This is a genomic window from Paenibacillus sp. sgz302115, from assembly GCF_056120445.1.
In genome coordinates, this window is the sequence record NZ_JBVYOK010000082.1 from 1 (window position 1) to 283 (window position 283).

Annotated in this window: 1 rRNA gene; it reads right to left on the reverse strand. The window is 54.8% G+C overall.

Features of this window, described 5'->3' with window-relative positions:
- Positions 1 to 283 (reverse strand): 23S ribosomal RNA (locus AC0LWN_RS32760); the annotation flags it as partial.

Consider the following 283-nt stretch of genomic DNA (forward strand, 5'->3'; position numbering starts at 1 on the left):
TGTGAGACGTCCCACAACCCCAAGGGGCAAGCCCCTTGGTTTAGGCTGTTCCGCGTTCGCTCGCCGCTACTGACGGAATCACTATTGTTTTCTCTTCCTCAGGGTACTTAGATGTTTCAGTTCCCCTGGTCTGCCTCTACACACCCTATGTATTCAGGTATGAGTAACTGCGAATTACCACAGCTGGGTTTCCCCATTCGGACACCCCCGGATCAAAGCTTGCTTACAGCTCCCCGAGGCAGTTTCGTTGTTCGCCACGTCCTTCGTCGGCTCCTGGCGCCTA